23 protein-coding genes are annotated in these 25,435 nt (G+C 67.1%); 9 read left to right on the top strand and 14 right to left on the bottom strand.

Going from position 1 to position 25,435, the window contains the following annotated elements:
* Positions 1-11: 11 nt before the first annotated feature.
* Entirely contained in the window at positions 12-836 is an 825-nt protein-coding gene (locus EV652_RS40275; protein ID WP_158441502.1) for an AraC family transcriptional regulator, read from the bottom strand.
* Positions 837-951: 115 nt separating this feature from the next.
* On the opposite strand from EV652_RS40275, the gene EV652_RS40270 reads away from it, so the two are divergent.
* The 4 genes from EV652_RS40270 to EV652_RS40255 all read left to right on the top strand — a co-directional run bounded on the left by EV652_RS40270 (position 952) and on the right by EV652_RS40255 (position 4,200).
* Complete coding sequence (locus EV652_RS40270; RefSeq protein WP_132215570.1) at positions 952-1,761, top strand: phytanoyl-CoA dioxygenase family protein; 810 nt, start codon at positions 952-954, stop codon at positions 1,759-1,761.
* Between the two features lie 1,219 nt (positions 1,762-2,980).
* Positions 2,981-3,244 carry a hypothetical protein gene (locus tag EV652_RS40265; protein ID WP_132215567.1) on the top strand — a complete coding sequence of 88 codons (264 nt, stop codon included), beginning with the start codon at positions 2,981-2,983 and terminating at the stop codon, positions 3,242-3,244.
* Positions 3,245-3,442: 198 nt separating this feature from the next.
* Positions 3,443-3,634 (top strand): hypothetical protein, encoded by a 192-nt coding sequence (locus EV652_RS40260; RefSeq protein ID WP_132215564.1) that lies wholly within the window; start codon positions 3,443-3,445, stop codon positions 3,632-3,634.
* Between the two features lie 140 nt (positions 3,635-3,774).
* Positions 3,775-4,200, top strand: coding sequence for a hypothetical protein (locus EV652_RS40255; protein WP_199238676.1), 426 nt, complete (start codon positions 3,775-3,777; stop codon positions 4,198-4,200).
* Positions 4,201-4,494: 294 nt separating this feature from the next.
* Here EV652_RS40255 and EV652_RS40250 read toward each other — a convergent pair whose 3' ends face one another.
* Together EV652_RS40250 and EV652_RS40245 are read right to left on the bottom strand one after the other, a co-directional pair.
* The gene (locus EV652_RS40250) at positions 4,495-5,295 is read right to left on the bottom strand and encodes a DinB family protein (RefSeq protein ID WP_132215558.1); all 801 of its coding nucleotides are present in this window, start codon (positions 5,293-5,295) and stop codon (positions 4,495-4,497) included.
* On the bottom strand, positions 5,292-5,906 hold the full coding sequence (locus tag EV652_RS40245; RefSeq protein ID WP_132215556.1) for a TetR/AcrR family transcriptional regulator: 615 nt from the start codon (positions 5,904-5,906) through the stop codon (positions 5,292-5,294). The genes EV652_RS40250 and EV652_RS40245 overlap by 4 nt, the downstream gene beginning before the upstream one ends.
* 73 nt (positions 5,907-5,979) lie before the next feature.
* On the opposite strand from EV652_RS40245, the gene EV652_RS40240 reads away from it, so the two are divergent.
* Positions 5,980-6,768: an SDR family NAD(P)-dependent oxidoreductase gene (locus EV652_RS40240; RefSeq protein WP_132215554.1), complete on the top strand. Its 789-nt coding sequence runs from the start codon at positions 5,980-5,982 to the stop codon at positions 6,766-6,768.
* 49 nt (positions 6,769-6,817) lie between these two features.
* A complete protein-coding gene (locus EV652_RS40235; RefSeq protein ID WP_199238675.1) occupies positions 6,818-8,245 on the top strand; it encodes a coniferyl aldehyde dehydrogenase in 1,428 nt (475 codons plus the stop codon).
* 177 nt (positions 8,246-8,422) lie between these two features.
* Here the strand turns inward: EV652_RS40235 and EV652_RS40230 are convergent, their stop codons facing one another.
* On the bottom strand, positions 8,423-9,010 hold the full coding sequence (locus tag EV652_RS40230; protein ID WP_132215552.1) for an ATP-dependent DNA ligase: 588 nt from the start codon (positions 9,008-9,010) through the stop codon (positions 8,423-8,425).
* Positions 9,011-9,402: 392 nt separating this feature from the next.
* Between EV652_RS40230 and EV652_RS40225 the strand changes: the two genes are divergently transcribed.
* Complete coding sequence (locus tag EV652_RS40225; RefSeq protein ID WP_132215550.1) at positions 9,403-9,948, top strand: hypothetical protein; 546 nt, start codon at positions 9,403-9,405, stop codon at positions 9,946-9,948.
* 55 nt (positions 9,949-10,003) lie between these two features.
* Here EV652_RS40225 and EV652_RS40220 read toward each other — a convergent pair whose 3' ends face one another.
* From EV652_RS40220 to EV652_RS40205, 4 genes are all read right to left on the bottom strand, one after another.
* Positions 10,004-10,474, bottom strand: coding sequence for a lipocalin-like domain-containing protein (locus tag EV652_RS40220; RefSeq protein ID WP_199238674.1), 471 nt, complete (start codon positions 10,472-10,474; stop codon positions 10,004-10,006).
* A 356-nt stretch (positions 10,475-10,830) separates the two neighbouring features.
* On the bottom strand, positions 10,831-12,126 hold the full coding sequence (locus EV652_RS40215) for a multidrug effflux MFS transporter (RefSeq protein ID WP_132215548.1): 1,296 nt from the start codon (positions 12,124-12,126) through the stop codon (positions 10,831-10,833).
* A gap of 25 nt (positions 12,127-12,151) precedes the next feature.
* Positions 12,152-12,502, bottom strand: a complete 351-nt coding sequence (locus EV652_RS45620) for a cyclophilin-like fold protein (protein WP_242002304.1) — start codon at positions 12,500-12,502, stop codon at positions 12,152-12,154.
* Between the two features lie 249 nt (positions 12,503-12,751).
* Complete coding sequence (locus EV652_RS40205) at positions 12,752-13,771, bottom strand: zinc-dependent alcohol dehydrogenase family protein (protein ID WP_132215544.1); 1,020 nt, start codon at positions 13,769-13,771, stop codon at positions 12,752-12,754.
* A gap of 148 nt (positions 13,772-13,919) precedes the next feature.
* Between EV652_RS40205 and EV652_RS40200 the strand changes: the two genes are divergently transcribed.
* Positions 13,920-14,810, top strand: coding sequence for a helix-turn-helix transcriptional regulator (locus EV652_RS40200; RefSeq protein WP_132215542.1), 891 nt, complete (start codon positions 13,920-13,922; stop codon positions 14,808-14,810).
* A 244-nt stretch (positions 14,811-15,054) separates the two neighbouring features.
* On the opposite strand, the gene EV652_RS45930 is transcribed toward EV652_RS40200, so the two are convergent.
* Positions 15,055-15,189, bottom strand: coding sequence for a hypothetical protein (locus tag EV652_RS45930; RefSeq protein WP_255512688.1), 135 nt, complete (start codon positions 15,187-15,189; stop codon positions 15,055-15,057).
* 71 nt (positions 15,190-15,260) lie between these two features.
* Between EV652_RS45930 and EV652_RS40190 the strand changes: the two genes are divergently transcribed.
* Positions 15,261-15,500, top strand: a complete 240-nt coding sequence (locus EV652_RS40190; RefSeq protein WP_132215540.1) for a hypothetical protein — start codon at positions 15,261-15,263, stop codon at positions 15,498-15,500.
* A gap of 145 nt (positions 15,501-15,645) precedes the next feature.
* Here the strand turns inward: EV652_RS40190 and EV652_RS40185 are convergent, their stop codons facing one another.
* The 5 genes from EV652_RS40185 to EV652_RS40165 form a co-directional block, all read right to left on the bottom strand.
* Positions 15,646-16,869 carry a DUF2399 domain-containing protein gene (locus EV652_RS40185; RefSeq protein ID WP_158441500.1) on the bottom strand — a complete coding sequence of 408 codons (1,224 nt, stop codon included), beginning with the start codon at positions 16,867-16,869 and terminating at the stop codon, positions 15,646-15,648.
* The gene (locus EV652_RS40180; RefSeq protein WP_132215536.1) at positions 16,859-21,034 is read right to left on the bottom strand and encodes a TIGR02680 family protein; all 4,176 of its coding nucleotides are present in this window, start codon (positions 21,032-21,034) and stop codon (positions 16,859-16,861) included. The genes EV652_RS40185 and EV652_RS40180 overlap by 11 nt, the downstream gene beginning before the upstream one ends.
* The gene (locus EV652_RS40175; RefSeq protein ID WP_132215534.1) at positions 21,027-22,160 is read right to left on the bottom strand and encodes a TIGR02678 family protein; all 1,134 of its coding nucleotides are present in this window, start codon (positions 22,158-22,160) and stop codon (positions 21,027-21,029) included. The genes EV652_RS40180 and EV652_RS40175 overlap by 8 nt, the downstream gene beginning before the upstream one ends.
* A complete protein-coding gene (locus EV652_RS40170) occupies positions 22,157-23,704 on the bottom strand; it encodes a DUF2397 domain-containing protein (RefSeq protein ID WP_132215532.1) in 1,548 nt (515 codons plus the stop codon). The genes EV652_RS40175 and EV652_RS40170 overlap by 4 nt, the downstream gene beginning before the upstream one ends.
* A gap of 390 nt (positions 23,705-24,094) precedes the next feature.
* The gene (locus tag EV652_RS40165; protein WP_199238673.1) at positions 24,095-25,381 is read right to left on the bottom strand and encodes an ATP-binding protein; all 1,287 of its coding nucleotides are present in this window, start codon (positions 25,379-25,381) and stop codon (positions 24,095-24,097) included.
* Positions 25,382-25,435: the final 54 nt, after the last annotated feature.

The following is a 25,435-nucleotide window of genomic DNA, read 5'->3' as shown; positions in this document are numbered from 1 at the left end:
CGCCTCGACGGCTAGGCCGACAACCCACCCGGATGCCGGTGGCGGAGGTAGGTGGTTGGGCTCATTCCGGTGATCGACCAGGTGATTCGGTGAAACTGTGGATAGCTTCCGAAGCCGGCCCGGAGGGCGGCGTCCAGGACGGTGGTGCCGTGACCGGTGCCGTAGGCATCCAGGAACCGGCGGAACCGGTGCTCGTTGCGGAACCGCGTGATGCTCGTGCCCATCTGCCGCGCGAACAGACGGCTCAGGTGGTTCGGGCTCAACCCGACCGCCCGCGCCAACACCGGAATGGTCGGCGCCACCAGCGAGTCACGCAGCAGACCGGCGGCTTCAGCCACGGCCGGATGTACGACGCTCGCCGGCGCGGCATCCGGCGCCGCGTGGAACGCCTCCCAGGCAGCGAGAATCGCATGCCGCCGCCCGGCGAGGCCGACCTCGGCGTGCACAGCGGACTCGACCTGACGGAAGAGAGTGTCCAGCCATCCAATCTGATCGATACCAAGCCGTCGCGCGAACACGCCCGGCGGGTCAGCGGCGTACAACGGCCAGATCCACTCGCTGACGGTATCCAGTCCCATCACCTGGGGATCGAACACACAGAGCCAGTCCGCGTACGTCGGCGACGCGTCGACGAACAGGTGCTCCTGCCCCGGGAACAACCAGACCAAGGCGCCTGGTCCCAAGTGATAGCGATGCAGATCGAGCAGGTACGTCGCTGTGCCGTCGACCACCAGGTTGAGTTCCACACCACGGTGCCGGTGCGCGACGCTCATCACCTCGACCCGGTCCCGGCGCGCGAACAACAACCCGTCGGCCGGCAGCACCTCGTCGATCATCGACCACATCCCAGCGCACGAAATGAGAACCCATCGGACGCGGAACGAGAAGAGCCACAACCACGCGCCGACCTACGGTGTTCGGCATCACACCAGATGAAAGGACACCCGGTCAATGGCTGCCCTGACCGAATTGGACGACTACCTGTTCGACCTGCGCGGATTCCTGGTCCTCGAGCGTGCCCTGGAACCCTCGCTCGTCGACGACCTCAACACCGCCCTGGACGCGTTCCCCTCACTCGAACCGCAGGCATGGGCTGGCAATGTGCAGCGCGTCGACAACAACCCGGACAACGCCGGACTCGAACTCCAGAACATCATCGAGGGCGGTCCAGCCTTCGAACGACTCGTCGATCACCCGTCCTGGCTGGCGCACGTACGACGCTACTGCGGTGAGCAAGAGAGCTATGTGGAGGGCCTGTTCATCGACGAGAGCTTTGCCACGATCCGTCAGTACGGCGGGTTCTTCCCCGTCCACTCCGGTGGCTATCGGGGCGCGATCCGTGGCCAGTACCGCTATTCCAACGGCGTCTTCCGCTGCGGGCAGGTCAACATCTTAATGGCGCTGACCGACATCGGCCCCGGCGACGGCGGGACCCTCGTCATCCCCGGCAGCCACAAGGCCAACCTGCGGCACCCCGAGTTCGACCGGTACACGACCTGGGACACCACGATGGACGACATGCCCGGAGTCGTCGAGATGCACCTGCGCAAGGGAGACGCCCTGCTGTTCTGCGACGGCCTGTCCCACGGCGCGTCCACCCGAACCAACCCGGGCGAACGCCGAGCCATCATCTACCGCTATGGCCCAACCTGGGCCTCCACCCGCTACGGCTATACCTACTCCGAAGAACTCCTCGCCCGCGTCACCCCCGAGCAACGAGCCATCCTCCAACCCGTCCCACCCCGAGTCCCACCCGGCTGAAGATTAGACCTGTACGGCGAGGGCACCGAAGGCGAAGGCGGCTGCGGGGAGGGCGAGCATCCTGGTCGCGAGTACGACGAGGCGGCGCTGTAGCACGGGGAGCGGCGGCCGCCGCGACCAATGGGGCAGAGCGGGGAAACGTCCTGTCCGGCTGGCCGCTCCTCCACCGCGGCCGGATTCACGTCACGGGCGAGGTGCCGTCGCTACTTCTCACGGCAGGCGAACTCGACCTGCTCGACAGGATCGCGAAGGCACTCACCACCGACGCGAACGAGGTGACGGTAGACATCGTTGACGGTGTACTGCGCTTCAATCCACTGAGGATTTCGCGCGAGCAGGCGCGGTTCCTCATCAGGGTGTGGGCGAGGTTAGTCCTCGGATGCGCATCCGCGAGGGAGATGACGGTCTCGAGTGTGTGCTCCCGGCCGGGAGCGCCATGGAGCCGGGAGCAGAGCTTGCAGCTCTGGAGCGTGCTCTCGAACCTGTCGCGGCTCCGTTCAGCGCTGCGGTCGCCAACATCTTGCATGATCTGAAGAACGAGCTCATCGCTGCGAGACAAGCGGCGCGGACGACCGGAGGTAGCCGATCGGCGGAACTCCGCCAGCTCGCCGACGCGAGCGCTCATCTCGACGAGTCGAAGGCGATGGCTATCCGGGTCCGCCGTCGAGGCCACGTCCGAGGGAGGCACGATCACTTTCGATTGGGCAGCGGACGGTGAGTACGTCGTCCTCGAAGTCGCCGATGACAGTCCCGGCCTACCCGCCGGAATCGTCGAGGCACTTGCGAGCGCGCGCAGCATCAACGCTGGAAAGCCGGTGGCATGGGCGCGGTCTGGTCGGCGCACATGCACTCCTCCGAAAGATCGGTGGGAGTCTGGAGGCCGCATCGCCCAGGAGGGCACCCGATGGCTTCTGACAATCCCACCGGCCGAAGGAGAAGCGCATGGTCACGGTCTTGAATAGGGCGCGAATTCTCGTCGCCGATGACCAGGTCGATGTATCGAAGACCCTGTGCGAGCCGTTGCGCGCAGGAGGCTGGTGCTGCGAAATGAAGATGGCCAGCCTCAAACTTCCGGTCGTCGTACTCTCCGGTGAAGGAGGTCAGCGGCAGACGATCGAGGCAATGCGGATGGGCGCAGAGGACTGGATCAACAAGGACGAAGCCTTCACAGATCTACAGTTGCATTGCGCCGCCGTGCTTCAGCAAGGCAGGCGTCGCGATGTCGATGACCTACGACGGAGCGTTCGGCGTCGAGACCTCACTCTTCACCGGCCTTGCAGAACCGAGGTCAGGCTTCTGCCGCTCAAGTACTCCCCCGCGAACCGGAACTGTGCTACTGCTCGGCATGGACGGCGACACGGCGATCCCGCTGAGTCCGTGGTTCTACTGCGAGGAATCGACACTGCAGGTGTTCGACGGCATCGATATCCAACGCCGGCGCTCACCTGACCCGTACCCGGATGCGGTTCACGAACCCGGCTGACGGCAAGAGTCACATCGAGGCCCCGCCAGAAGCCAACGCGACGTGGAACCGCGCCGTCGCTTCGAGGGCGTCGCCGTAGATTCTCTCCAGCCGAGTATGTTGCCTTGTCTCGCGGTGCGCCGAACGAGCCCCATAGAAGGTGCCCGCGATACCGCCCAGCCCCACCACTGCCGTGGCGATTGTCGGAGCAGCGTCATTGTGCGCGCACTGATCAGGCGCCTGGAAGACCACGTCGACGACCTCACCGAAGCCGAACGCGACCAGATCACCGAGGCGGTCGACGTGCTGCGCAGCACCCGGCGAACCGTCACCACGATCGTCCACCTCGGGATGCCAACAGCGCCGCCGTCCGTCAGTGATCCGCGCGACATCAAAGCGGCAGGGCGATGACCCCAACGACCAGCAACACCGAGCCCGGCATCGGTGACGGGAACCACCTGGTGCTGGCCCGACGGCGAGATACCGCGAGGCGACCCCTGCAGGTCCACCACGCGATCGCTCAGCTTCGCTCCGACGGAGCGGTGATCACCGTGTCTTCGATCGCGCGAGTCGCCAGAGTGCACCGCAGCTTCATCCATCGACATCCCGACCTGCACGCTGCCGTTCTGGCCGCCGCCGCCGTGCCAGCCGAGTCGGCACCATCCACCAGCGCGGCGAGCGTCGCATCGCTTCGAGCCGACCTGCTCAACGTCCGCGCGCACAATGCGCGGCTCCATCAGCACATCCGCGCTCTGGAGAGCCGGTTGTCCGAAAGCCTCGGCGAGGCCGCGTTCCGCGACAGCGGACTTGGTGCTCCCGACGCCATCGGCAGCCTGCAAAAGACACTCGTCGATAGCCAGCAACAGCTCCTCGAGCTACGCCGCCAACTAGAGGAACGCACCGACGAGCTCGTCGCCGCTCGAGCGGCGAACCGCGAACTGATGACCCAGCTCAACACCCGGGCGCCAGCGACGTGACGGTCGCAGCGGTCTCCGCGGCGTCAGGGCATCTGGTCCGCGTCGCCTGGGTCTATGCCCGCGCCGACCGGTGGGAGCGAGGGTTATCAGAACTGCACTATTCGAAGCCGGCACGCCCCGGCCAGAACTCGCCGCCGCCGTGGCAGTGAACGCTGTGGTATGCGGCAACCGCCAGATCGAACCTAGGCTCCGGCGCGGTCTCGAAAGGTCAGTCCATCGCGCAACTCCCACTATGCGTTGTAGGCCAGCGGTCCGGGTCTGGCTGTGGGGCGGGCGCCTGGGGTGCCCTCCTGATCAGATGACGTTGACGGCGTCCAGGAAGCGGGCGGCGAGCTGGGCGTCGCCGGTGACTGTGACGTCGCTGTCGCGCCAGGACGACCGCTGCGTGCCCCAGTCGGGGAAGGTCAGCGCAGGGGCGGAGATGTGTGCGGCCACCTTGCCGTCGGATGGGATGAGGACGCCGGCTTCGTCGATCCACCACGTTCCACCGCCGGGTCCGGTGAGAGTCAGGGCGATGCGGGCGTCGAGTCCGTCGACCGGCGCTTGGGCGACTTGATTGCTCAGCACCACCGTCATCCAGGTCAGCACAGCCCGCATCCGGTCGGCGTCGGTGGCTGGCACCGGCCGCCCCAGTGCCGGGGCTATGTCGTGGCGCAGGTGCGTGTGGTGGTCGAACACCAGCGCTCCACCAATCATGAGGCCGATGGGATATCGTCCCAGTTCCGCGAGGGAGAAGCGCAGTCGCGCCGCAGGTGATCGTCTGATCGCATTGACGAGCGAGATCGCTCGTCGACTCGACTTCTCGTAGTCCGTCATCACCCGCTCACGGGTCCAGCTGCGGCGTCGTTCAACGGGGCCCTCGTTCGAGGCCTCGAGATCCTTGGTTCGCAAGCTCTCCAGAGAGGGTGCATAGAAGTTGTGAGCTGTCGCAGCGATATGGCCGACTACGTCGGCGATGCTCCATCCGGCCGCGGCGCTGGGTGCCCTCCATTCGTTGTCGGTGAGGGTGCGCGTGAAGTCGAGCATCTCGGTGCGTTCGGTGCGGAGTGCGGCGACCATGTTCGGCAGGTCGACGGCGGGGAGGCGATCGGTCATGTCATCTTCTTCTCTGGTTGTGCGGCGGGACCGCGGATCGCCCGTACAGCGGTGTCGTAGAGGTCGAACTGGTCGGCCTTTCCGCCCAGGCGCATCCACTCTTCTGTTGCTGCCTGCAGGCACGTGATCGCAGCGGCCGCGATCGCGCGCGCCTCGAGGGCGCGGCGGTCGGAGTCGGGCAGTCGCGGCTCGATCAGTGGTGAGAGCAGGTCTTGCCACCGAGCCTGTTTCTCGGCGTGGCCGGCGCGCAGGCTCTCATTGCCGAACAGCAGCGTGACCATCTCGAGCTGGCGCTCGGCACTCATGTCGATCTCCCCGAGCACCTGGAAAGCCGCGCGCAGCGACGTCCACGGGTCCTCGTCGGCCGGGCGCTCGGCGAAGCGGGCGGCAATCAGTTCGCCCTGTTCGGCCAGGCCACTGAGTGCGAGGTCTTCCTTGTTGCGGAAGTAGTTGAACAAGGTCCGCCGGGACACACCCGCTGCCGCGGCGACCTCGTCGAGCGTCGTGTCGTCGTACCCCTTGGCAGCGAACAGGTCGACCGCGGTCCGGGCGAGGAGAGAGCGGACCACGGAGCGGGTCTGCTCACGAAGAGGGGTCTGTTTCTGCGTCATGCACCGATGGTACGTCGGTTCATTCGATGTATCAACTTGCACTCAGTGCATCACTATGCCTAGAGTGTATGGCATGACCAAGATTGACTACCGCAAACAGACCACCATCGTCACCGGAGCGAGCGCCGGCCTCGGCGCCGAGTTCGCACGCCAGCTCGCCGCTCGTGGTTCCAACCTCGTTCTCGTCGCTCGCCGAGCGGACCGGCTCGAGAGCCTGGCCGACGAACTCACCCGCGCCCACGGCATCACGGTGACCGTCATTGCCCGCGACCTCGGTCAGCCCGACGCCGGCCGGGACCTCCGAGCCGAACTCGAATCCCGCGGCATCCATGCGACGAGCCTGGTGAACAACGCCGGCTTCGGCACCCACGATGCCTTTAAAGACGAGGACGCAGAGCGCCTGCAGAGCATGATCGCGCTCAACGTCGGCGCACTGGTCGACCTGAGCCGGGCCTACATCGATCCGTTGACAGCGGCCGGCAACGGCGTACTGATCAACGTCGCGAGCCTGCTGGGTTTTCAGCCGACGCCCTACATGAGCGTGTACGGCGCCACCAAGGCATTCGTGCTCAGCTTCACCGAAGGCCTGTGGGAGGAGTCGCGCGGCACCGGGCTGCGCGTCCTCGCCGTCTGCCCCGGTGCGATCGACACCGATTTCTTCGACGCCGCCGGCAGCCAGACAGCCGACTACGGCGCCAAACGGGCCACCCCTGAGGCCGTCGTCAAGACAGCCCTCGCAACCTTGGACCGCCGCTCCGCACCGCCTTCGGTGGTCACCAACGGCCGCCCGCTCGCCTTCGCCAGCAGGCTGCTCCCGCGGCGACAGGTCGTCCAGATCATGGGCCGGATGGCGCGCCACTAACGGGTCCTCCCAGTCAGCACCCCACCTACAACAGCAAAGGAACAACATCGTGACCCTCACAGCAGTCACCCCGCAGCGCACCGACGTGGAGCGCTTCAGCGACATCCTCGCTGCACAACGCGCCGCCTATCTCCGCGACGGGGCACCGCCATTGGCGACGCGACGGAGCGACCTGAAGAAGTTCAAGGCGGCACTGCTCGCACGGCGGAGCGCCATCGAGGAGGCGATCAACACCGATTTCGGCAATCGGTCGCGACACGAGACAGCGATGATGGAGGTCCTCGGAGTCATCCAGGGCATCGACTACCTGGACCGGAATCTCCGTCGATTCATGCGGCCGACCCGCCGCCACATCGCCCCGACCTTGCGTTTCGGCAGCAACCACATCGAATACCAACCACTCGGAGTGGTCGGCGTCATCTCACCGTGGAACTACCCCGTCAACCTGTCGCTGATGCCGGTCGTCACCGCGATCGCCGCCGGCAACCGCGTCATGCTCAAACCGTCGAAGTTCGCCCCCGCGACCAACGCCGTGCTCGCGTCGATGATCAGCGAGCTCTTCCCCGAAGAGCAGGTCACGATCGTCAACGGCGATGGTTCCGCGTTCTCCTCCCTGCCGTTCGATCATCTCGTCTTCACCGGAAGCACCGCCGTCGGACGAGCCGTCATGAAGGCGGCCAGCGAGAACCTCGTCCCCGTCACACTCGAACTCGGCGGCAAGTCTCCGGCAATCGTCGCCAAGGGACACGTGCAGGACCAGGCCGTGGCCGACATCGTCTTCGGGAAGCTTCTCAGCGGCGGGCAGACCTGCATCGCCCCCGACTACGCCCTGGTACACCAAACCGAGATCGACACCTTCATCGACAGCTACGACAGGCTGGTGAAGGCCGCCTATCCCGACGGCCCGACGAGCAAGGACTACACCTCGATCGTCAACGACCAGCAGCACGCGATCCTCACCGACCTGATCGACGACGCCCGTGCCCACGGGGCACGGATCATCGAGGTCGGACACCGGCCAGGCGAAGCCTCCCATCGTCCTCACACCCTCGCACCGACCGTCGTGCTCGGCGTCACCGACGACATGCGGATCGCCCACGAGGAGATCTTCGGCCCCATCCTGCCGATCTTCCCGTACCGCGATCTCGACGACGCCATCGACTACGTGAATGCACGACCGCGACCGCTCGCGCTCTACTACTTCGGCGACGACGACACAGACCTGCGCCGGGTGCTCGACCGGACGACGTCCGGCAACGTCACCATCAACGGCACGATCATGCATGTCGGGCAGGACGATCTCCCGTTCGGCGGCGTCGGCGCCAGTGGGATGGGCAAGTACCACGGGATCGAGGGCTTCCGGACACTCAGCCACCCCAAGGGCATCTTCGTGCAGGGTCGCTGGAACAGCACACGCCTCGTGCGTGCCCCCTTCGGCAAGACTGCCGATGCCCTCCTCAACTTCCTCCTTCGATGACCGGGCGGGCGGCCACCGTCGACGGCGACGCTTGCCGCCCTGCGCCTTTGCCTGGATTGTCCGATGGGGCCAGCGAAGCCCCCGGCCAAGTCAGGCAGGTCCCTTTCCGAGCCTCGCCATCATCGAGCGCCACTCGTCCACGACACCTGTCGCGCACTAGGGCCGCGGTCCCGACCGCTACCCGAGCTGCCAGCTTGCGCCTGTGGCGATGAGCCGGACACGATTCACCCCAACAGAATTGACCTTGACCCAGGCGTCTCTGCGGCCGGGGGTGTAGCGGGTCGCGGCGCCTTTGACGACGAGCCCTTCCACTCCCATCGCGGCGTGCAGCACCTCAAACCACTCCCTCGCCTCGTCGACATCACTGGTCACCGGGGTCAGTTGCAGCGGCGGCGCCCAACCGGCGGCCAGTTGATCGAGTCGCTGGCGGCGCGCTGTCCACCGCTGCGTGCGTAGATCGACGCCGCCGATCGCCAGCAGGTCGAAGGCAGCATAGGCGGCAGGTAGCTGGGCTGCCTTGGCGCGAGCCTTGGCCGGGCTGGTGACAAGTCGTTGCTGGAGAGCGTCGAAGCTGAGCTGGCCGTCGGCGCCGAGGATGACCAGTTCACCGTCCAGGACCGCTCCATCGCGGAGCTGCTTCTCGGCGGCGGCGACGATGTCGGGGAACCGGTCACTGATGTCGTTGCGGTTGCGGGTCCACAACCGCGCCGTGTCACCGCGTCGCACCACCGCGACCCGACTAGTTGACTGAACTCTTCTGAGCATGGATTGGTGCTACCTCAGGTGTCAGCCAGAGGGTGCGCGTGCCACTTGCGGAGTCGTTCTTCGCCTCCCACAACACCTGCGAGTTCTAGCAGATGTGCGAGAGCCGTAAGATCCTGGCCAAGGCCGGTGCCGCGCAGGCCGAGTATGCGGTTGCGGCGCCTTGGTCGTCGCAGCTGACGTGCCGGCCGACGATCCGATCGGCGAGCCCTTCGGGCGGTTCAGATGGCACAGGGGCGTTTCACCTGGACGGACAAGCGGCGCTTGTTGCACCGTGTCGGCGCGGCGGCATGGCAAGCCTCGCTGGTGATGTGTTTCGGTGCCTTGGGCCTGATCTGGGCACTACCGGCTATGCGCCGTCGCGCAGTACGGTCGGCGACATTTTCGTGGCCTGGATGCCCACCGACTACGAGTCATCAAGCCTGCTCCAGGGCGCTCGTGGCTTCGGGCTGGCGGCCGAAGGGCGCGGGCTGCTAGTTCAAGAAGGGCAGGGGTACGTCCGGTACGGTCCGAACATCTCCTCCACCCGGGGCAACGAGATGCAGCTCGCTCGGCACGAGTCCCGGCACACCGACCAGTGGGCCGTGCTCACCCTTATCGGCGGCCCTCTGGCGTTTCCCGCGGCGTACTACGCCGACGGCGCGTTCTTCCCGTTTTCCCGCAACCACTTCGAACGCGCCGCCAGCCTCTCCGACGGCGGCTACCCAACGCCGCCCGATAACAAACCAGCACCGCTACCCGCCGCGGCGGCCGCGATCAGTGTCGTCCTCCTGCTCGTGCTGCGCCGACGGATCCGCTGGCTGTCCCGGATCCTCGTCGCCGGCCGGGTCGGCGCCACTGCCCATCTGACGGGCCGCTGCCCCCTGCACACCACTGGCTGGTTTCACCACCCCCCACGCGACACTCCCGCGGCGTCGTTCCGGCGGGACACCTGCCCGTGACGTGCGTCCGCCGACGTACGGAGAGAGGCCCCGCGGGTGATCGGGGCCTCTCCGATCAGATCCGCTCGTAGGTGACTCGCCAGCCTTCTGCCGGATCTGGCGGCGTGAGGACCAGCGTGTTGCCCGACACCTCGAACACGCGCGTAAGACGCTGCCCGATGAGGTCGCGTACCAAGGACGACTCGACGGTCACGTCGAACGTCCCGCCGGCCGGGTCGACCGTGACGGTCCCGTAGAAGGCTTCGTACCCGTTCCTCGTGTACGGCGTGTCCGGAGCGTTGGGGTCGGGGTTCATGGCCTGCACCGACATGGTGCCGGACTTGGTGAACACGATCTGGCCGGAGTACGGCACGGGTTGGAGGTTCCCTTCGGTGCCGACCTCCAAAGAGGTCATGCGCCAGGTACCAATGAGGGGACCCGCGCCGCGATCAGCCATGCTTTGCTGGGGCGCGGAAACCAAGAACCCAAGCGCGAGCACAAACGCAAGTGCAAGCGCAAGCGGGGCGATCTTCAGCTTCTTCGTCATGTTCGTTAGTTCCTCTTTTTCAGGGGACGTAGCAGGACCTCGATGGCCTGCCGGGCGTCCAGGGGCCTGGTAGCCGGCCGCGGCATCCCCGAGCGGTACTCGAGGTCGAAGACCCGGCCCGGCCGGGATGCCGCGGGTCGGTGACTCCAGGGAACACGCCCGCGGAGCGCGGGGGGAGTCTCTCTCGTGACGTGCACTGGGAGGGCATCCCAGCCGGACCAAGCCGCGTCGTGTCTCACGGCCCTGCCCGGTGGCGTGTGCCGCGACGTCGGAGTTCGGAGTCTCGGCGGGGCCTGGCTTTCGTGCCGATGGTCAGTCTGCGGGCGAGGAAAGAACGGTCTCGGCTCCGATCATCTTCACGTCGTGGCGTGCGGCGCTGTCCTGCCCCGGCTGCTGGCCGTCTCCGCGGACTTCGGCTTGGCCAGGACCAGGAGTCCGACCATGGAGACGGCGGCGCCGACGGTCATGAGGGTGGCCATCGGCACGGCGGTGTGTTCGCCGCCGAGTCCGGCGAGCGGGGCGATCGTTCCGGCGGCGACCCATTGGACGAACCCCTGCACGGCCGATCCAGTGCCGGGATGGTCCGGTACGGCGGCGGAGGCGAGGGCGCCGCCGTTGGGGATCATGAGCCCCTGGGCGGTCATCAGGACGAAGAAGCACACGATCGCCAAACTCAGTGGTGTGCCGAGCCACAGGGCGCCGGCCAGCATGGCGATGCCGGCGGCCAGAGCGGCGATCTGCCCAGTCAGGATGAGCTTGCGGGTGGAGACCCGCCCAGCGAGCCGGGCCGCTATCAGCGCGGCCGCGGTCATCCCGACGGCGTTGGCCGCGAAGTCGATCGAGTACGCGATCGGCGAGAGCCCGTTCATGCTCTGCAGGACGAACGCGGACGTGGCGACGTAGGCGAACAGCGCACCCATCGCGGCCCCGGCGACCACCAGGTAGCCGACGTACTCCCGGTTGCCCACCACGATGCGCCCGGCGGCGAGAAAGTTGCCTAGCCCGCCGGCATGACGGCGCTCGCGAGGGAGCGATTCGGGCACGGCGACCAGGACGGCAACGGTCATCGCAAGACCGAGCACTGCGACGAGCCAGAACGAGACCCGCCAGTGGGACAGTTGCAGGATCAACCCGCCGAGGAGCGGGCCGACGATGGGAGCGATGCCGCCGACCGCGGCAATGACGTTCAGGACCCGGACCAACTGGGCGCCGGTGGCCAGGTCGACGATAATCGCCCGCCCGATCACCATCGCCCACCCTCCGGCGAAGCCCTGGACGAGCCGGGCCACCGTCATCACCCCGATGGTCGGCGCGAGTGCGCACACGATCGAGGCCGCGTTCATGGCCAGCAGTGCCCCGAGCAATGGAATCCGCCGGCCGCGTTGGTCCGAAACCGGGCCGCCGATCAACTGGCCGAGCGCCATGCCGACGAAGAACGTCGTCAGCGTCAGCTGGACCTGCGTCGCGGTCGTGGACAGCTCCCCGGCGACCTGCGGGAACGCCGGGACATACATGTCGGTGGCCAGCGGCGCGATCGCGGTCAAGAACACCACGGTCGCGACCAGCCCAGCGGTCAGCCGGGCCTGGCGACCTTCCTTCCGCAGGGGTGGTGTCGACCGGGCGGCGTCCGGGGGCGACGGAACCTGTTGCATCAAGCCTCTTCAGGGAGGGGTGGTGTCAGCGCTGGAGCTGGACTGTGATGGAGCCGTCCATGTTCGCGATGCGCTCAGCGGCGTCATCGTGCATGCGGCCCAGGACGACGATGCCGTCGTAGTAGGACTGGTCGCCGTAGTAGAGGACGAGATCGTTGCCGGGGGCGTAATAGCCGACGTCGCCGACGTCGGGGTCCGCGCCGGCCGGCTGACCGTCCAGGGACAGGGGGGAGGGAAGGGGACCCGTCTTCTCCACGCCACCGTGGTCGCTCATCTCGACGGTGAGCGGAAGTTGCGCGGCCAGATCGCGCGTGGCGGCGCTGACGTCGAGGGTGGCTTGGAAGTGCTGATCACCGATCGTGATTTGAATTCTCATCCCGTTCTCCTCGGCACTGCGTGTGTGCTGTGAGCTGGGCCGGCTGGATTGCTGACCCTCGGATGGCGACCCGGTCGGCTGGTCGACCGGAGCGCTGCTGGTCGTTGTCGCGGGTCGACCGGCGTCGCCGGTGGCTGCGTCGGGTCCGCAGGCAGCCAGTACCAACGCGACGCTTGAGGTCAGTACGCCGGTGGCGGTGCGGCCGACGGCTTTCATGAGTCCTCTCGTGGCAAGATGAGGTCGGCTGGATCAGACGGTGAGAAGGACCTTGGTAGCGGTCCGTTGGTCCATGGCTCGGTAGCCCTCGGCAGCGCGGTCTAGGGGCAGGACGAGATCGAAGACCTTGCCGGGGTCGATCTTGCGGTCCCAGATGAGCTGGACGAGTTCGGGCAGGTACTGCCGGACCGGGGCCGGCCCGCCGTGAATGTGGACGCCGGCCATGAACAGCTCGTCACCGGGAATGGCGACGTCGTGGGAGACGCCGACGAACCCGACGTGGCCACCCGGCCTGGTGGAACGGATGGCCTGCATCATGGCTTCCTGGGTGCCGACGGCCTCGATGACCGAGTGCGCACCCAGCCCGCCGGTGAGGTCCTTGACCCGGGCCACACCGTGGTCCCCACGCTCTTCGACGATGTCGGTGGCGCCGAACTCCTTGGCCAGCGCCTGGCGATCGGCGTGGCGGCTGAAGGCGATGATCCGCTCGGCGCCGAGTTGCTTGGCGGCCAGGATGCCCAGCAGCCCGACGGCGCCGTCGCCGACGACTGCGACCGTCTTGCCCGGGCCGGCCTGCGCGGCGACCGCGGCGAACCAGCCGGTACCGAGTACGTCGGAGGCCGCCATCAGCGACGGGATCAGGTCAGGGTCGGGCATCCCAGGGGTGGCGACGAGGGTGCCGTCTGCCAGCGGGACCCGGGCCCGCTCCGACTGGGTGCCGATCGTGCCCATCAAGACGCGGTGCACGCAGTAGGCCTGGTAGCCGGCTCGGCAGATCTCGCAGGTGTTGTCGGAGGCCCAGAACGAGCCGACGACGAAGTCACCGACCTTGATGTTGCGCACCTGCGGCCCCACCTCTTCGACGACGCCGACGTACTCGTGGCCCATGACCTGATGGTCGACGGGCTCGGCGCCTCGGTAGGGCCACAGGTCGCTGCCGCAGATACAGGTCGCCGACAAGCGGATGATCGCGTCGGTCGGTTCAAGGATGGCCGGCTCCGGCCGGTCGTCGACCCGGACGTCGCCCGGGGCGTACATGACAACACCACGCATCGGTGGAACATCTCCTCGCATCGATTGGTAGCCGAAAGGACCCGGCCAATTCCAGACAACCCGCTCCAGAGCCGTCGAAGAAGTCTCTGGCGAGACGTGTACTCACAGAGCACCCCAACCGGCCCGAACACCTCGTACCGTCGGGGCTGTGGACAACCGTGCCGAAGTCCGCGAGTTCCTGATCTCGCGGCGCGCCAAGATCACCCCGCAGCAGGCTGGCCTACCCGACGTCGGACCCCGCCGGGTGCCAGGACTACGTCGTGGTGAAGTCGCAGCGCTCGCCGGAGTCAGCGTCGAGTACTACTCCAAGCTCGAACGTGGCGCGCTCGGTGGCGTTTCCGCCTCCGTGCTCGACGCGATCGCCCGCGCGCTGCAACTCGACGACGCCGAACGCGGCCACCTGTTCCACCTGGCCCACGCCGCCGACGGCACCAGCGCCCGGATGCGTACTCGCCGTCGGCCCGGCAAACGTTGGACACCGCGACCCAGCCTGGAGTGGGTGCTCGACAAGTTCACCGCCCCGGCGATCGTCCGCAACGGCCGCATGGATCTGCTCGCCTGCAACCACCTCGGCCGAGCCATGCACGCCTCCCTGTACGACGCCACGGCTGGCGCACAGCCGAACTTCGTCCGGTTCACTTTCCTCAGCCTCGACGCCGCACGCGACTTCTACCCCGACTGGGACCTCGCCGCCGACACCTGCGTCGCCATCCTGCGCACCGAAGCCGGCCGCGACCCCCACGACAAGGAACTTCACGACCTGGTCGGCGAAGTTGCCACCCGCAGCGAGGACTTCCGCCGACGTTGGAGCTCCCACAACGTCCGCTACCACGGCGCCGGCGTCAAACACTTCCACCACCACATCGTCGGCGACCTCGAACTCGCCTACGAAAGCGTCGACATGATCTCCGACCCCGGCCTCACCCTCACCCTCTACGCCGCCGAACCCGCCTCACCAACAGCACATGCCCTCGACCTCCTCGCCTCCTGGACCGTCCCTACCGTGGACACCGATCGACGCGCTCGCCACCAGCCGTAGCGACGCCGGGTTCAGGCGCGAGGCGCCGCGCGGCGATGATGGCCGCGACTAGGCGAGCCCGCGAATCGCAGGTCGGTGGGTAGCTCGGTGTCGTGCAGGCACTTGGTCAAGCAACCGCCAGCGGTCCTCCTCGCCGAGGATGATGCCAGCTGGGACCACGACCACCGACAACCCCGAGAAGCGTGCGACGCGACCCGATTAGGCCACCTGGTCGGCGGCAGTGATTTCGACAGGCTTGACTTGTTCAGTGAAGGAATCCGTCCCGGTTCAACTCGAACCGGGAACCGCCAGGCATCGCGTGCTGACCGGGCAGCTGTTCGACCGCCCGGGCCAGCTCCAGTCCGACCGGCCCGAGCAAGCCGGGCGCCAGGCTGCCCACTCTGTCAATGTTGCCCCAGGCAAGCGCTACGCGCCATCAGAGCCCTACGCCGTGGTGGAGGAGCCACCTAGATGAACCGATCACGGAGGGCAGCGTTGGTGACCTGGGTGTACGCCGCCATGTTCGGCGTCCCGGCTGTGCCTGTCGCGATCTTCCTCGCCGAGGAGGGCAGACTCCCCTCACTGTGGAGCCTGTTCGACATGTACGCCGGCCCCTGGTCCTCCCAGTTGACTGATGATCGTGTGATCGCCCTCGAGCAATCATCCAGCGGCACAGTTCAGCCCCCGGCTGAACCAGGAGGTCCGATTTGATCATCAAGTCGGCGCAGGTCCGGTTGTGTCGCTCCATCGAAGACCCTGGACTACTCGAACTCGGCCCAGTCACCGTCCTCATCGGGCGCAACAACTCAGGCAAGTCTGAGCTCGGCGATGCATAGCTGCTGGTATCTCGCCTGCTTCACCGGTGCGGCCGGCCGGCGGCGTGGGCTCGGAGGTCGGTGAGGAGGTCCTCGAGGAGCGTTTCCTCGTGGATCGTTGTTCCCAGGTGGGTCAGGGCTGTCCGGAGATCGGTGACGTCAGTTGTGGCTGAGGGGAAATGGCTCAGGTACGTCGGGGTGTCGAAGCGCCATGGTTTTGCGTCGGGTGCCGCCGCTAGGAGCTGGTTGACGATCACCAGGCCAGCGGCGTCGAAATCTGCGCGAATGTGCAGGTCGCATCCGATTGCGGCCAGACCACCGACCAGGTCTACGGCGGCTGTTGTCGCCGTGCCATCTGTGCAGATCAGCGGTGGACAGTCGGCGCCGAGCGTGTCGGCAGCGGCTTCCGCGACTGTGGGGTTCTCGCAGACGAAGACGGTCCCAGGTTCGGCGGTCCAGTCGCCGCGGAGCGATCGGAGCGTGAGCCACATCGGCTCGCCGATGGATTCCCGACAGAGTCGCGCGACGTGCGAATCGCCGGTCAGGTGGAGATTCAGCGCGAGGACCCGCGAGGACACCTCGTCGCAGAGGATGCCGATCGCGGCCCAGGCGAGTCGCCAGGCCTTGCCGCCGCGCGTCGGCCGTTCGAGACCATGGACCGTTGCCGCGAGCCGGGCGACCAGCTTGCCCAGCGTCTGATCGGCGTCGAGTGCATGCGCGTCACCTAGATGCACGCTCGCGAGCTGCGCCAACCTGACCGGCTTGGCTCCGCGCCCCGGTGCCGCGCACCACACGGCCGCGACTTCCCAGATCGTCCCCAACCGGCGGCCGCTTCCCAACACCGGCAATGAGCGATCCTCATCCAGCCAGGTCCGAGCTTCGGCCACCGGCACCCCCGCAGCCACGAGTTCCGCGAGTGCGGCCGCATCCTCGGTATCGGCCGTCTCCACCGCAGTACGGCGTACGTCGGCCTCCAGCTCAATCGGCCCACGAACCCTCTCGACAAGCTCCAGAACCGTCAGCCCGTGCTCCCGAAGACGGGCGGCGACGTCGCGCAACTGTAGCGGTCGATCGGAGAGCGCCCACGTCGTACCCAGCAGACGCCCCACCTCCCGACGCTGCGCGACCGTCAACCGCACGGCCCCAAGCCGTCCCGTCTCGGTCGACTGCCCTAGTTCAGCCCGCCGCCGTACGACATCCAGTACGGCGGACGGCCCGTCGAGCGCGCACCAATCCAGCAATCCTTTCGGCACGCTACTCGTCATCGTCTCCACCGAACAGGGAATCGGGATCCGCCGGAATCTCGTGGCTGACGGCAACAGGCGGTTCCACCTGCTCGAGCTTCCCTCCGAACCACAGGTAGGTGTCCACATCGACACCTGGCAGATGCGGATCCCGCGCCAGGTCATGGATCGCGACGGCCGGCACCGTGCGATACGTGCACCACTCGTCGTGTGCGGTGAGCATGACATCGAGATCGAAGTCGACGGTCAGGCCCATGAACGACTCCTTCACGGTCACGTCGACGCCGGTCATCGCCTCGTCCAGCCAGATCCACCGTGGCGCGTGCGGACCCGCTGCGTTGTAGGCGACCACCGCCGCCGCGAACAGCGGCTGCGACAGCAGGACGACCTTCTCCCCACCGGACTTCGTGGCATGCCGCGCCGTGTCGAACTTCCGCCATCTGTCACCGCGCCCAGCCTGGAACTGCAGCTCGATCCGGAGCCAGCGACGGTAGTCGAGAGCGGTGGTCAGTTGGCCCTTCCAATCACTTGCGCCCTCGGCCGCCGCGTCCGCCCGCGCCGCGTCGATCCTTCGGGACAGGAAGCCCCGCACCTGTTCCTGCCGATCCATTCCGAGCTCGGCGTAACCCTGCTCGAGAGCGTTGACCACGGCAACGGCTTCCGGGTCGGCCGGGTCCGCGGTCCGTTCCAGCCGGACGATGTGTCCTTGTCTGGTCGAGTGTTCCGCGAGCTGGCGGTTGATGTGGATGAAGGTGCCCCTGGCATAGTCGAGCCGGTCCTTCAGATGCTCGATGAAGTTGGACTCGAGTAGCCGAGCGAGTACGTCGCGCTGCTCGGCATCGTACTTCTCCTCCAGCTGATGAACGCTCTCGGCCAGCGCGTCGGTCGCCTCGAGCGGCGGTTGCCAACCGGCCGCGCCGTCGACAAGCACGAGCACAATCGGCAATGGGCCTTCGTCAACGATGCGAATGTCACGGGTCGGCAGCAGGGACGGGCGGAGCGTCTGCAGATCACCGATGCATTTGCGCCAGGCCCGGTCTACGGCTGCCGCGTCGTCGACGTCCCGCAGTACCCGTCGTGCAGCCCGAGCTCCTTCTCGTCCGGTCTCCACTACCCTCCGGTCCGGAACCTCTAGGCCCAGCGGCTCCATGAGCCCGGCGTCGGCGATCTCCCACCATTCGGCCAGCGCCGCGTCGCGCTCACTCTCGTCCGCGGCACGCCTGGTTTCATGCTGCTCGAGGATGCCTTCGGCTTCCTTGGCCGCGACCCGTGCGTCCCCTACCCGGTCGGACAGGGTCTCGATCGACCGCGCCAGCTCCTCCAGCTCCCCGGTCAGCACTTCGGTCTGCCGCAGTAGCTCGCGATGATCGGCGTTGATCGACTGCTCAGCGGTCTGAAGCTTGATCGTCGCCTTCCGGAGCCCGTCAGCCAGTCCCTCGACCTCCCCGGCTACCTCTTCGAGAGTCTCCTGTCTCCCGGCCAGGTCGTCCTCCGCCCTGACCAGCAGCGAACGACGCTCGCGGACGACCTCGAGCAGCGCGTCCAGCCGGTCGATCTCCGAGCGGCATTCCCGCAGCCCGGACGCATAGGCGTCAAGGTTCTCGAGCGGGAAGTCGAACCGCGCGGCCTGATCGGCGTACTCCGCCCACGCCGCGTTCTGCTCGCTCTCCTTCGCCCGGTGCCGCTCCTCCGCCTGCCGCAAGCTCTCCTCGCGATCGGCGCGATGCTTGGAGCTGGCCACAAGTCCCGCGACCGCCTGCAGGACCCCGCGCTCGCCGGGCCGCAGTGTGGCCTCGATCCACTCGGTTCCTTCAGCTTCGACAGCCGCCATCCGGCGGCGGACCTCACCAAGCTCCACCTCCAGGAGCTCGAGGTCAGCCTGAATCTCCGCGAGCCGGGCCTCGTGCTGCGCGATCGCCCGCAGCCGGGCGGCTTCGCGTGCCGTCGATCCCAGGTACGACGCTTCATGGGCCGGTGACGCGCGTCCAGTGAGAATGCCGATCTGCCAGCCCCCGTCCGCCGAGACCCAGTTCCCCGTGGCGGGCGCATCCGAGCGCCGTTCGAACCAGCCGATACCGGACAGCACTTGCACGATCGTCTTCTCGGAGACCCCGCCCGCCTCGGTGGGTGACAGCACAGCACGGAGTCCGTCCCCCGAGCTCGGTACCGCCTGCAGCAGTACCTCTCCGTCGGTATCGAACAGCTCGCCTTCCGGCGTGATCCAGGCGTCCAGTAGACCGGCCGCCGCGAGCGAAGCTTCCAGCAGATCCAGGCGGCTCGATCCCAGTTCAGGCCGCGGGTCGACGCACTGCCACAACGGTGCGCCCTGCTCGTCCGCAGCGGCAGGCCGCAGCCGCCTGTGCCACAGCACCGGCGCCGCAGGCGGATCGTCAGTGGTTGACCTCAGCCGCGCGAGCTCCGCCTCGACCTGCGAGAGCTCGGCCGCCAGCGGACGCTTCCGATCGTGGATCGCCGCTTCGCCTCGCCGCAGTACGGCGCGCTGAGCCTCGATGAACTCGCCCACAGCGGTGCTCGGCGTCCCGGACGGTTCAGTATCCGTGAGCGCCGCCACCAGGTCGCACCAGTCTTCAACCTCCTCGGTCGATGCCTGAGCAACCGTCAGGCGCAACGCCCAGTCCCTGATCGCGAATCGAAGACGCTCGACCACCCCCTCGACCGCCTCCTGAGCTTGCTCCTCAGCCTCGATCGATCTGTCGATCTGCTCCTGACGATCGATGACCTGAACGGCGATCCGCTCGACCTCCGCGGTGATCCGCGAGTACGCCGACAGCAACTGGCCGTGATGTTCGAAGCGCTGCACCCGCTGATCAAGCGCGGAGCGCAGCGAGGCCATGTCCCGCTGGGGCAACGAATTCCGAATCGCGTCAGCCAGCCCGGCTGTCTGCGCACGGTCGATCAGCGCAGCGATCCTGATCTGTTCTCGCGCGGCAACCTCGTCCATCGCATCCCGCGCATCCTTGACGGTCTGCTGCATGCGCTCTACTTCCTCGGTTGCCTTCGTCTGCCTGCGTCGAGCTTTCGTCAGCTGGTCGTTCAGCGATGCAACGGAGGTTTTAAGACTGTCGACCCGGCCGGATGCCGCCACCGCATCGGCGTACGCCGATGACATCGTCAGCTCCTGCTGCTGGGCCTCACGATCGGCCCTCGTCGTCCGCGCCGCCAGAAGCTCACCGTTCGCGCGCTCGACAGCGGCGGTCGCCTTCTCCAGGGCTTGCTCGGCCTGCCTGCGCAGCCTGGTGGTCCGGTCGAGTTGATCGGTCGCCGTCGCCAGACGATCGGCACGACGCCACGTGACCGCCGAGGCCCAGGGGCGCCAGGAGTACCGGGCGAACTGGGCCAGGGATTTCGCCGCTTCCTTGGTGGCTTCCACCTTGGCCCGCAGTCGATCCAGCCGGTCCCATCCCTCCGCCAGACGGTCGATCTCCGTGCCCGCGATCGGCGGCAGCGCGTCCCGCAGGATCTGCTCCAGCAGGGTCGGAGCGAGTCGCTCACCCAGCTTGGGTTTGCGCAGTTGCTTCAGGAGCTCGGTCAGGTTGTCATAGGCCTCGATCTCCATCCCGTACAGCTCACTTGCGAGCACGGCGCGGTACTGGCCGGCATGCCGCAGTACGCGTACTCCGGCTTCGCGCTTGAGCTCCGTCTCGTCCAGTGGCCGGCCGGCACGTGACAGCTGCAGATCCGCACCGATGCGTCTGTGAGTCACCAGCTGCCAGGTCTGCGGGGACGACGTCCCCGCACCTCGTTTCGCGCTCGCACCGAGTCCACAGGTGTAGTACTGCGGTTCACCGTACTCGTCGATGCAGCCGAACTCGGCCCACGCGTACCCGAGCCCCGAATCGGACGGTTCGCGCGGATCGTCGGCCTCACCGGTCGGCAGCAGGTTGAACCGCATACTCCGATGCTGCGATCCGAACGGGTCCAGGACCGACGGGCTGATCTCGCCGCGCAGCAACATCAACGTGGTCAGCTCGAGCACCTTCGTCTTGCCCGCACCATTACCACCGCGCAGTACCAATCGCCCGTCGGCCGACCAGAACTCCACATCGTCGTACTCCCAGAGGTTGACGAGGCCCACCCGCAGCGGTTGCCAGCGCCGATGCACAGGCAACGGCAAGCCGCCGCCTTCTGCCGCGCTCAACCATTGCGCTCCTTCGAAATCATTCATCGTCGGCCCCCTCGTCGAGCAGCGCGGTGGTCTCTACCACGGCCGGATCACGCAAACGCGCCGCGACCGGGGTCAGCCGATAGGCCCCAGGACCGTCGGAGCGCAGGAGATCAAGCGCGGACAACGTCTCCACCGCCGCAGCCGCCGTCGCGCCCTCGGCTTCCAGCTGCAGAGTCTTGGCCCGGGGGTATCTGATGGCGACCTCGTCGGCTGCGCGTTCGAGCTGATCCGCGTCGAACAGCACTGCCGTGCCGACCTCGCGGAGCAGCACGTCCAGCACCATCAGTGTGGTGAAGTCGACAATGCGCAACCGTGGAAACGGCAGGTCGCTGTCGTCCGGCTCCGTGGCCACCAACGCGATCCCTTCCGCGCGTTCCTCCGCCGTCCAACCGGTCATCTCCTCGCACCACGACAGCAGCCGTCGCCGCTGGCTCACCAGGTAGGTACGTTCCGCCTCGGTCAGATCGTCGTACAGGCACACCGGCAACTCGAGCAGCCGACGCAGTACGCCGTAGCGCGCGGTCGGCACCTGCCCGTCGTCGAACGCCTTGTCCACGGCTGTCCGCAGACTGACGGGGTCGATGAGCTGCAGGAGAAGCTCCCGCTGAACGTCGAACACATCTCCTACGCTCTCCTGCTGCTGTGCCCATCCATCACCCGAGTCGGTGGACGACATCCGGCGCAACGCCCCCATGTCACCCAAGAGGTGCAGCGCCTTGACGAAGAGCAGCCGCTCGGCATAGCGGTCCGGCTGGTACGGCGCCAACCCGGCGTCCTCCTGGCGGCTCAGCACCCGGACCCGGTCGGACAGCTCCTGCGTACTCGTGATGTCCTCGGTATCCTCCGCGGCCGCGGCTGCAAGGATCGCCAGCACGAGGACGCGACGTGAGGGCCGTTCGATCGGCGCCGGGGCGAGCACCTCGCCACCCGCGGGGAGCCGATAGAGCCGGGCGGCCGAATCCGTTATCACCATCCGGTACCCGAGCCGGTTCACGAACCAATCGGACAGCACGGCGCGATGCCGGTAGACGAGCGGCCACAGGTCTGCGTGCGCCCACCGCGTCACTACCGGATGTCGCAGCAGACCGATGAACGCACGCTGTCGCCCCAGGCTCTCCAGCGTCACTGTGCCGCCACCTCGAATGTCCAGTTCGACAGCACCAGAGTCCCATCGGGTGTCTGCAGGACCGCGGTGTCTCCAGCTCGCGGCGCCGTCAGCGTCACCCGCCACCGGCCGTCAGCAGTCACCGCCGCCCGGATCCCGTCCTGCCCAGTGCCGGCTCGTCGTACCGCACCGAGGAACTCGAGCAGCAGATCCAACTCTGGCCGGCTCAGCGCATCCCACGTCGCCATCGCCGTACCGGAACGTCGCCGCAACGAAGCCTCTGCCTCCCGACGGGCTGCCAACGCCTCCAAGCGGCCTCTCCGCGCCGCCGTCTTGCCGAGCGAATAGTCCGGCGTCTTGGCACGACGACCGACCGCGGCCCGGGGGCCTTGATGCCGAAACCGGGCCGTCACCGGAGCCGGCGGCGCGTCGGACCAGCTCAGCGACGAGTCATCGGCGTACTCGGCGGGCAACAGCAGATGCCGTGTCGAGAACATCCCCGCCGCAGTGTCCCAGATGCGCCATGCGTCGTCGTCCGACTCGGCCTGCTCGATCGCGGCCGCCAGCTTGAGGAGCTCCGGGCGACGGGTGATCACGCCGGCGCTGTCCATCAGGATGTACATGTTCCGGGCCCAAGGCGCCACCAGATCCCGCAACTGCCGTCGCAACCGGCGCGCCTGGGCGTACGGCCCGACGAACCACGACCCCAGCGCATCCCAGGTGTGCGCCCATCGCTCGCCGTGCTCCGCTACCAACTCGTCCGGAGCATCATCAGCGAGGGACGCGCGGACGCATGCCCGCCAGATCGGTACCTCGAGCCGCGGGGTCAGGTCCTCGATCAGCGCCGCGATCCGGGGGCTATTCACGTCGACCTGCTCGCCCCACATCGCGACGTACGCTTGCAGAGTCCGCCACAGCAGGTCCTGCTTCGCCTCGTCCGGACCGCCGGACAACGCGTGCGCCAGGCCCCGTTGCCAGCGACGTGCGGAGTTCGCCATCGCGTGGTGGAGTGTCGTGACCTGCTGGAACTCCCCGGCCGCATCGACGTACCGCTGCTCGCGAATCGCGTCCGCGAACCCCACCAACCGATCGTGGATCGCCCGCGGAGCGAGGGTGAGATCACCGTCGCTCGCATCGTCAAGCAACTCCGGGTCGGTCCAGAAGCTGTGGAGGCGAGCCGCGGCCGGCGTCAGCTGGTATCGATCCCGGCGCCGGAGAAAATCCTCACCTGTGCGCGCCGCCTCCTGCCAGCGGGTCACGACCTCCCACTGCTCAAGCCGCTTCAACCGTTCCTCAAGGCTCCAGTCCGTCGTCAGCCCGTCGGCGGCTTCCGGCGTGAGAACGCGGGCCAGGTACGACGAGACGGCCGCCTCGATCTCGTCGTACGACAACCCCGTCAGGCTGTTGTCCTGCTCGGCCAGCAGGATGTCGACGATCACCCGGTACTGCGCGGCGTACGCCGACACCAGATACGCCGGAACCGTCGCTCGTCCAGGCAACCCAGCCAGCGCCCAGCTGTCCACGGCACCGTCAACACTGCCGAACTCGTCCCCACCTTCGGCCATGGCCGAATACTACGGCTACAGCGCGTCACTGACACGCGGAGTTGTGTGGAAGAAGGCCCGGATGTCCTCGGCGAGCAGGTCGGGGACCTCCATTGCGGCGAAGTGGCCGTCCTGCGCCCGTAGCGCCCTCACCCGTGCCGACGTATGAGTTCCGCCCACGCCCAGCGGGAGCACGTCGGGCCTCGGCGATCGCACGTTGGCGAAGTGGATGTTCTGATCTCGATCTCGGTGGTGACCTACCAACGTTGCTTGATGGCATTAGGTCGCCTGCACGGGCGCCTCGAACGGACGAGCGCTAGGTCGCCCGATGGTCAACCTCGTCACGTGGCCACGCCGAACGCAGCGTCGGGAGGCCGCTGCTGGTGCTCCTTGGAAAGTATGTGGCACGGCTCAGGGCTCCAACTCCCAGAGTGCGCTGATCGGCATGGCGCGTAGTTTGGGGCCGAACGGGAGTGTGTGCTGGCCTGTGTGTAGGACCAGGCCGGCGATGAAGTCGTCGCCGAGTCGATCTTGGAGATGTCGTAGGCCGCGGAAGTCGTCGGAGCGTGGGGTCGACGACGCTTTGACCTCGATACCCACCACCTCACCGCGGCGGTTCTCCAGCACGGCGTCGACCTCGACCTGGTCGCGGGTGCGGTAGTGGTACAGATCGACGCGTGTGTCGTTCCAGCTCTGCTGCCTGGCGAGTTCCATCAATACAAAGCCTTCGAGCAGCGGCCCGAACGAGCTCCCCGGTCGCTTGAACTGAGCTGTATCGGCTCCCACTAGGTTCGCCGCGATCCCCGAGTCGGTCACGGCGACCTTCGGAGTTCCGGTGACTCTGGTGCTGAGGTTGCGCGACCAGGCGGGAATCTGCTTGATCAAGAAGATCTCCTGCAGCAGGCTTACGTACCGCGCGACGGTGTGGTTCGCCAGCCCTGCTTTGCCGGCCAGCTCGTTGATCACCAACTGTCCGCCTGAACGTGCGGCGATCAATCGGACCAGCTTCTCCATCTCGCCGACCTTCTCGATCTCGCCGACCTGGCTCACGTCACGGGTGATGAGATTGCTGACATAAGAGTCGAAGAATCGTTGCCGACGGCGCGGCTGGTCACGCGCAACCGCCTCTGGGAATCCGCCCCGCACTACACGGTCGGCGTAGTCGGCGCGCTCGAGACTCGACGCGTGGCGCACATCGGGGCCATGGGTGAAGATCGCGTCGATGAAACGATCGGGTCTTCCGTCGATCTCACCTTGCGCGAACGGCCACAACTCGATCGTCTCCATCCGCCCCGGAAGCGCATCCGGCAACGTACGCAGACCCAGCACCCGCGCCGACCCCGTCAGCAGGAACTGGCCAGGCAGCGGTCGCGCGTCGACCCGGGCCTTGATCGAAAGGAGAAGCTCCGGGAGCCGCTGGATCTCGTCGATAATCATCGGCTTCGTCCCAGCCACGAACTCCCTGGGATCCTCGCGGGCCGACTCACGAATGTCGGTGTCGTCGAGGGTGTACCACTGCGCGTCCACGGCTGCCCCGACCAGCCGCACGAGGGTGCTCTTGCCGCTCTGCCGCGCACCGTTCACGAGAACAACCCGGGTATCGGCCATTGCCTCGTCAACGAGCTCACGGGCGTGCCGTGGCAGTACGCGTCCCAACGGGGACTCGGGCTCAGCGCGGAGTTCCGGATCATCGCTCACTCCGCAAGTATGCACCAGACTGCAAATCTGCCGCCACACAGATTGCAAATCTGC

It is taken from the genome of Kribbella steppae (genome assembly GCF_004342025.1).
Classification (GTDB): Bacteria; Actinomycetota; Actinomycetes; order Propionibacteriales; family Kribbellaceae; genus Kribbella; species Kribbella steppae.
Note: the sequence above shows the minus strand (reverse complement) of the source record. Positions and strands in the feature narration are given on the sequence as shown.